The sequence below is a fragment of the Moraxella sp. genome, assembly GCF_024227015.1.
In the GTDB taxonomy this organism is placed as follows: Bacteria; Pseudomonadota; Gammaproteobacteria; order Pseudomonadales; family Moraxellaceae; genus Moraxella.
This window is the reverse complement of record NZ_JAAELD010000178.1, coordinates 1-5,403: the sequence shown is the minus strand read 5'-3', so window position 1 is coordinate 5,403 and position 5,403 is coordinate 1. Positions and strand designations below refer to the sequence as shown.

Annotated in this window: 5 protein-coding genes; 2 read left to right on the top strand and 3 right to left on the bottom strand. The window is 44.8% G+C overall.

Annotation, left to right across the window (positions count from 1 at the left end; genetic code table 11):
• Positions 1 to 84 precede the first annotated feature (84 nt).
• Both rpiA and GY683_RS04065 read left to right on the top strand, forming a co-directional pair.
• Positions 85 to 750 carry a ribose-5-phosphate isomerase RpiA gene (gene rpiA, locus GY683_RS04070; RefSeq protein ID WP_297287535.1) on the top strand — a complete coding sequence of 222 codons (666 nt, stop codon included), beginning with the start codon at positions 85 to 87 and terminating at the stop codon, positions 748 to 750.
• A 100-nt stretch (positions 751 to 850) separates the two neighbouring features.
• Positions 851 to 1,549 carry a DUF1345 domain-containing protein gene (locus GY683_RS04065; RefSeq protein WP_297287534.1) on the top strand — a complete coding sequence of 233 codons (699 nt, stop codon included), beginning with the start codon at positions 851 to 853 and terminating at the stop codon, positions 1,547 to 1,549.
• A 2-nt stretch (positions 1,550 to 1,551) separates the two neighbouring features.
• On the opposite strand, the gene GY683_RS04060 is transcribed toward GY683_RS04065, so the two are convergent.
• The 3 genes from GY683_RS04060 to GY683_RS04050 all read right to left on the bottom strand — a co-directional run.
• Positions 1,552 to 2,928, bottom strand: coding sequence for an MFS transporter (locus tag GY683_RS04060; protein WP_297287533.1), 1,377 nt, complete (start codon positions 2,926 to 2,928; stop codon positions 1,552 to 1,554).
• Positions 2,929 to 3,076: 148 nt separating this feature from the next.
• Positions 3,077 to 4,720: a phospholipase D family protein gene (locus GY683_RS04055; protein ID WP_297287532.1), complete on the bottom strand. Its 1,644-nt coding sequence runs from the start codon at positions 4,718 to 4,720 to the stop codon at positions 3,077 to 3,079.
• Between the two features lie 170 nt (positions 4,721 to 4,890).
• A partial coding sequence (locus GY683_RS04050; protein ID WP_297287531.1) for an aminotransferase class III-fold pyridoxal phosphate-dependent enzyme occupies positions 4,891 to 5,403 on the bottom strand: 513 nt, incomplete at its 5' end.

Sequence of the window (5,403 nt, the reverse complement as noted above, 5' to 3'; positions counted from 1 at the left end):
TCATTATTTTAATGAATGCTATCATTTTTGATGTAATTATCGTAAAATAATATTTTCTCAATAGACATTACCCTTAGGTGCATCATGACCACAGTCGATCCAAAACTTGCCCAAAAACAAGCTGCCGCCAAAGCCGCCTTAAACTATATCGAAGATGGCATGATTTTAGGTGTTGGAACGGGCAGTACGGTGAATTGCCTGATTGAGTTATTGGCAGATGTGCGACTAAAAGGCGCAGTATCATCATCCAAAGTCACCGAAGACAAGCTTCGTGCTCTGGATATTGAGATTTTTGATCTAAATGCTGTAGGCGAACTTGATTTGTACATCGATGGTGCGGATGAGATTGATGCGCAGGGCAACATGATCAAAGGCGGTGGCGGCGCGCTTACACGCGAAAAAATCGTCGCTGCAGCATCTAAGTCGTTTGTGTGCATGGTTGATGATTCTAAGATCGTACAAAAGCTTGGTAAATTCCCAATTGCAGTAGAAGTCTTGCCACAGGCACGATCATATGTCGCTAGAGAGTTGGTCAAGCTGGGTGGTGATCCAGTTTATCGCGAAGGGTTTGTGACCGATTATGGTAATGTGATTTTGGACACTTATGATCTGGACATCAGCAATCCTGCCGAATTTGAAAAGACGCTAAACAACATCGTTGGTGTGGTCTGTAATGGCATCTTTGCAGCTCAGTCAGCCAACATCATGCTAAAGGCAAGTGATCAAGGCGTGGAAACTGTACAGTTTTAATATCAGTCAAGGCATACATCAAAAACCCGTCATTGGCGGGTTTTGTAATTTGAGATATTTTATTTAAAATAACCGCATCATTTATGATTAATTAAAGCAAATGAAAGACAGTACATTTGATAAGTTAAAGCAGCTTTTAAGAAATAGCATCCATCTGATTACATCCATCACGACGGCAGCAATGGTCTATGTGCTGATCTCTGATGTGAGATTTTTGCGTCGCTTCATTCCATCTATCCAGTGGGAGACGATTTATCTTTTGACTTGGGATGCGTTTTTATTGACTTATCTATTGCTGACGTTTCGGATGTTTGCGGTCATCGATCTTGAAAAAATCAAAAAGCGTGCCCACGCAGAATATGAGAAAAAATCCATCATGCTGGTGCTGATCTGCTTAACTTCGGTGGTGAGCATCATCGCCATCGTGCATGAGATGAAAATATCGGCGCAGATGACAGGGTGGCTTTCCATGTTTCATTTGGCGGTGACGTTTGGCACATTAGTGATGGCTTGGCTGTTCATACATACGTTATTTGCGCTTTATTATGCGCATGGTTATTATGATGCGAATAATAATGAGCATTATCCGCTGGATTTTCCGTATGAGAACAGTCCTGATTATTGGGATTTTATGTATTTTTCATTAGGTATCGGTGCCAGCGGGCAGACGTCTGATATTTCTTTTACCAGCCGTAAGCTGCGCCGCATTGGGATGTTTCATGGTGTATTGTCGTTCTTTTTTAATACCGCTGTACTGGCGCTGATGATGGAGCTGACAGGCAGCATCATTTCTAATTAACGCTAACGACTCATATCTCTGTCCGAACGTGGAATATAATACACAAAGAAGCTAATGAATATCGCCAAAAGCCCAATCAACGTAAGATACACGGCAGGGGCGAACGAAAAATAGAAACTGGCATAGCCGAGCGCAAAGGGCAAAACACCCCCAACCACAGCATGCACCAGATTATAAGACAGACCAATGCCAGTCAGTCGAATCCTGGTTGGGAATAGTCTGGTCAGCACAGAGGGCAGGGCACCAATCAGACCACTGGCAAAGCCAAGCAGCGCAAAACATGCCAATATTAACTCACCGCCAGCACGCAGATGATAGAAGAAGAGCAGTGCTTGGCTAATAAGAAACATACCACCAAACACAAGCACGCGCCCAGCGTTCATTCTATCTACCAAGAACCCAAAAAACACCGCACCGAACATCATAAAGATCAGCCCGATCACACTGCCAAAATAAATACCATCCTTAGAAATGCGAAAATTACTGATAATCAGTGGGGTTAGCAGCATCGGAATGAAGATAGATAAGCTGGCGATGATCCATGAGACGAAAATCGCAGCGCCGAACCCAAAGCTGTTGTATTTAAATAGAGATTTAATTGTCTCAAGCTTGGTGGGCTTGCGAAGTTCTGAAGGGTTGGCTTGATTGCTTATAAATGGTTCATTTTCAAGGCTGATGCCATCGATGCACGAATCAAGCTCTTTATTGGGTGTTGATAGCGAGGTGAATATGGGTGTCTCATCGAACTGTCGAACCAATAAGGTCGCTGATAAGCTAATAATACCGCCAATCAAGAACAAAATCCGCCAACCATAGCTCATCATTTGATCAGAGCTTAGGGTGTTTTCCACAAAATTCACCAAACCCATCAGCGCCAACAAAAAAAGCATACAGGTTGCGCATATGAGGCCGCACCCAAGCCCTAAGTTCTTGCTGGGCAGATGTTCTGTGGCAAAAACCCATGATGTAGGAACAATACTACCAATGGCAAATCCTTGACAGAATCTCGCGGTGATTAGTGCAAGCGATGCAAATACCCCAAGATATGAATAAGTGGGCAGCAGTGCAATGGCAAATGTAAAGATGGTCGCACCTAATAGCCCTGTAATTAGTACGATGCGTCTGCCTTGATTGTCTCCCAATCTACCAAGCATGAACCCGCCAATGGGTCTGGCAAGGTAGCCTGCGCCGAACAGCGTGAATAAGTGCAATTGACTCACCCAAAATTCAGAAATCTTACCAAAAAACACTTTGGACAATAAATCGGACAGATAAATAAATAAGGCAAAATCAAAAAAAGCAGTGCCTGCGCATAAGCTTGCAACGCCGATGATGTGATAATGTTTTGAGGTTAGAAGTTCAGTTGTGTGAGTGTGCATAATTAAAACCATCTTTGGGATGCGCCCATCGAAGAATTTGGGCGAACATCTATACAAATTGTATCTTAATTTTCACAAAAATTATACCAAAATTTCAATTAATTGCACCAAGTGGAGCCGTCAGACCGCGAAATTTATTACCAAGCTTTTATAATAACCAGTCAATGGGCATCGTTCCCATGATGGCAACGCCAGCCCGATCTTTTAGGTTCATGTTCGGTTCGCTCTTATGGATGATGTATTCCCCATCCTCTAGCGTATGCCATTCTAAGGTGTTTTGTTTGGTCAAGACGACCTTATAGGCTTGATTGAGTAGGCGCTGATTACGCAGGGCGTTGTGTAGCTGCTCTGCCAGCCGTTCATCGTAGATCAGCACACCAAGCTCAGTGTTAAAGTTGGCAGAACGTGGATCGATGTTATAAGAGCCAATAAAAACTTGCTCATGATCCACAGCGAACGCTTTGGCGTGAAGGCTGGTGGTAGTGATTTGTTTGGTGCGCCAAAATTTATTGTTATCTTGTTTGTCATTGACAGCGGTGGATTTAAGTTCGTATAGATCAACACCAGCACTTAGCAGATCATGGCGCCAATGCCCGTAGCCTGCATGTACCGCGCCGACGTCGGTCGCGTCGAATGAATTGGTTAATATACTGATTTTTACGCCGCTTTTGGCAAGACGGCTCAATGTGCGGACGCCATTTCTGGTCGGCACAAAATAAGACGAGATGATGCTGAGCCGCTGATTAGGACGGCCCAATCTTTCCTGTAATAAATTCACCAAATGCGCATCCAGATCAGCAGTCTTAGTGAGCTTGCCAGCATCATCTGCCAAGAATTCAATCTTCGCCCAACGAAACGGGACACGTTTATTCAACAGATCTTCGCTGATCGTAGATGTCTCCACAGCACGGCGATACGTTCTTAGGGCATGAGCTTGCTGACCCACGGCAGCATAATTATTCTGCAAGATGGCAGCATCTATCACATCCAAGATGGTCTTGTCTGATGGCTTGACGATAGTCTCGATGTCATAGCTTGATGATGCTGACCAATACTCCTCAAAGCTTGTGGTGATGTCATCAACCACAGGCCCGATGAGTAGGACATCCATGTCGGCAAAGTTGTTATTCTTGGCGTTATTTAGGTATTCATCGCCAATGTTGCGCCCACCGATGATGCTAAGCTGATTATCAAAGGTCATGCTCTTATTATGCATGCGGCGATTGATGCGAGCAGGGCTGGTTAGGTAATTCACCGTACGAAACTTACGATACAGCATGGGATTGGCCAGGCGCACCGCAACGTTAGGATGCTTGGCAAAGGCAAGTAACAGCTCATCAAGCTTGGGCGAACTGTTAAAGTCATCGAGCAAGAGGCGCACCATCACGCCGCGCTCTGCAGCTTCCCACAGGTCTTTAACCATCATTTGCCCAGCTTCATCATTATGCCAGATGTAATATTGGATATCGATGGTTTTGGTTGCCATGTCTGATAGGATGCTACGTGATGCAAAGGCATTGGCGCCAGTGGCGATGGGATAATATCCTGATAGATAGGGGTTGTCTTGGCGCTGCTCATCGATGGCATCACCAAGCCGCGAATCCGATTCAGATACTGCAATTGGCACTCTATGGGTTTGAATCTGAGCATGGGCGAGTTGTGATTTTTGAGTGATGGCAAGGCTTTTGTCGAGGTGTGCCAAGTTCGGCAAAGATTGGCACGCACCAAGCAATGCTGTACACAGCCCAATCGCAAGCAAACGAGCATAAGACGCACAAAGCGCGTGAATCATGACAGACCTCACCATCACCAAAAAGACAAAAATCGCTCTATGATAGCAAATATTTGATAAATATAAAGCCTTTGATTATAGTAAAATTGTGAATCTATAAATATGTTGGAGATAATCCCACGCAATAAAAAACACCCTAAATTGGGCGTTTTTTATTGCCATGAATGATTTTATAAAACCTCATCAAGCAGGGTGGTTAGCTTCTCGATAAGGGTATTTGTATCGTCCACACTGATGTTGAGCGCTGGCAGTAGGCGGATGACATTACCGCCGGTGACATTAATGATCAGTTGATGGCGATCACGGGCAATATCCACCAAACGACTACAATCCACGCCATCTGGCATGACAATACCAATCATCATGCCAAGCCCGCGCGTGGTGATACCTTTATCGCCATATTTATTGATGATGGCATCCTTGATGGCTTGACCTTGCTTTGCAGCGTTACCCAAAACCTCTTCGGTTAATGCCTCATACACAGTACAAACAATGCGAGAGACCAATGGTGTGCCGCCATAGGTTGAGCCATGTGAGCCTGCCGTAAATAACCCTTTAGCACGACCTGACACCATGCACGCCCCAACAGGAAAGCCGTTGCCCAGACCTTTGGCAGTGGTAAGCACATCGGGCTTTACGCTGCTGTGCTGATAGGCAAAATATTTGCCTGTGCGGCCATTACC

Excerpts from the sequence above, each read along its gene's own strand:
- rpiA (WP_297287535.1), top strand. The coding sequence starts at position 85 with ATGACCACAGTCGATCCAAAACTTGCCCAAAAACAAGCTGCCGCCAAA.
- GY683_RS04065 (WP_297287534.1), top strand. The coding sequence starts at position 851 with ATGAAAGACAGTACATTTGATAAGTTAAAGCAGCTTTTAAGAAATAGC.
- GY683_RS04060 (WP_297287533.1), bottom strand. The coding sequence starts at position 2,928 with ATGCACACTCACACAACTGAACTTCTAACCTCAAAACATTATCACATC.
- GY683_RS04055 (WP_297287532.1), bottom strand. The coding sequence starts at position 4,720 with ATGATTCACGCGCTTTGTGCGTCTTATGCTCGTTTGCTTGCGATTGGG.